This window comes from Microcoleus sp. Pol1C5, assembly GCF_036701115.1.
GTDB lineage: Bacteria > Cyanobacteriota > Cyanobacteriia > Cyanobacteriales > Microcoleaceae > Microcoleus.
The window spans coordinates 1-1,231 of the sequence record NZ_JAUBQE010000151.1; the positions used below are offsets into that span (position 1 = coordinate 1).

Consider the following 1,231-nt stretch of genomic DNA (forward strand, 5'->3'; position numbering starts at 1 on the left):
TTTGTGCATCTCCAAGAGGTCTTGGAGATGCACAAATACGAGTCATTTTTCCCCATAAAAATCCCTTTCCACCTAGATTGATGGAATGCAGTTGTTCAAACTTTCCGAAGAAATTTAGGGAGGGGAAGGAGATAACAGCGACAGACTTCCTGTTAGATAATCTGCCAGTTATCAGGGAAACTATTGATATCCAAGCAATGGCTTCTCTTTACCCAAAGTCTCATAAGGGAAAGTTAGGGGCAACTTTTGTGCAGCTTTTTGGTTAATCTTTACTTTTCTTAACAAAGCTTTTTTTGGACTGGGCTGGCTTTTTCCCTTTGCCTCGCTTGCTTTTGCCACCTATATGGAGAGAACCGTCTGGCTGCAAAACCATTAATTGTAGATTGGGATTATTACGAGCACTTCTCACAACACGCTTCTTAATTTTTATATAATTGGAGTAAATTAGGCGACGAAATTCGTCGTCCTGTTGGGCAATATCTTCAGCCCAAAATCTTAAGGCTTCTTCTGTAGCATCCCAAGTGGCTATCTTCGTCAAGTCAAACTGAGAGCTGTCAGCAAATTTTCGTTGATGAAGTGTATCAAAGTCTTCTCGGATGCATTTTGACCTCACATCACAAGAGTGTTGTTTTCCCTGTAGTTCGGGTTGTTGGCTAAAAATCCCGTTTTTGAAAAAAGTCTGTTGAAGACGCTCAAAATGGCAGCTCCACCACAGCTCGGTCGCGTTAGTAACTTTTAAGAAATCTTGCCCATACAAAGGAGCTAGCTTCACAATCTCTTGGCAAAGGCTTAATAAAGCCCACGATTCCTCAGCGTGAGGCTTAAAGTCACATTCCCATGAGAAACGCAGTTCTGGAGGGTCAGATAGGGAGGAATCATGGCTCTGTTTATCAAAATGAAGAATCCATTTTTGGATAGCTTTGAATACCTCTCGATAATGATTCAGTAACTTCTGGAAATCCCCTTCCTGATTAGATGCCAAAATCTGGTTTGCTTTCAGAACAAAATTAGGTAATTCTCCGAGGGCATTAATATAGGTGTCTCGACTGGGTTTTTCTGAGTTTGGTAGTTCCAATCTCCAGATGATCGGATTGTAGAGCGTAGGTTGCTGCTCTGTAGAGTTCCTTTCTGTCATAAAAAGTTGATAGTAAGTATTAGTGCGATTCGTTGAAACGTGAATCACGGTAATCAGTCCGTACATAGCGTTTCCAGCCACAAGGCTGAACTTTCG

Annotated in this window: 2 protein-coding genes; one reads left to right on the forward strand and one right to left on the reverse strand. The window is 41.6% G+C overall.

Features of this window, described 5'->3' with window-relative positions; genetic code table 11:
- On the forward strand, positions 1-266 hold a 266-nt coding region (locus tag QUA23_RS30890; protein WP_333093989.1), incomplete at its 5' end, for a hypothetical protein.
- Here the strand turns inward: QUA23_RS30890 and QUA23_RS30895 are convergent.
- Positions 263-1,231, reverse strand: a 969-nt coding sequence (locus QUA23_RS30895) for a hypothetical protein (RefSeq protein WP_333079675.1), incomplete at its 5' end; no start/stop codon positions are given. The genes QUA23_RS30890 and QUA23_RS30895 overlap by 4 nt on opposite strands.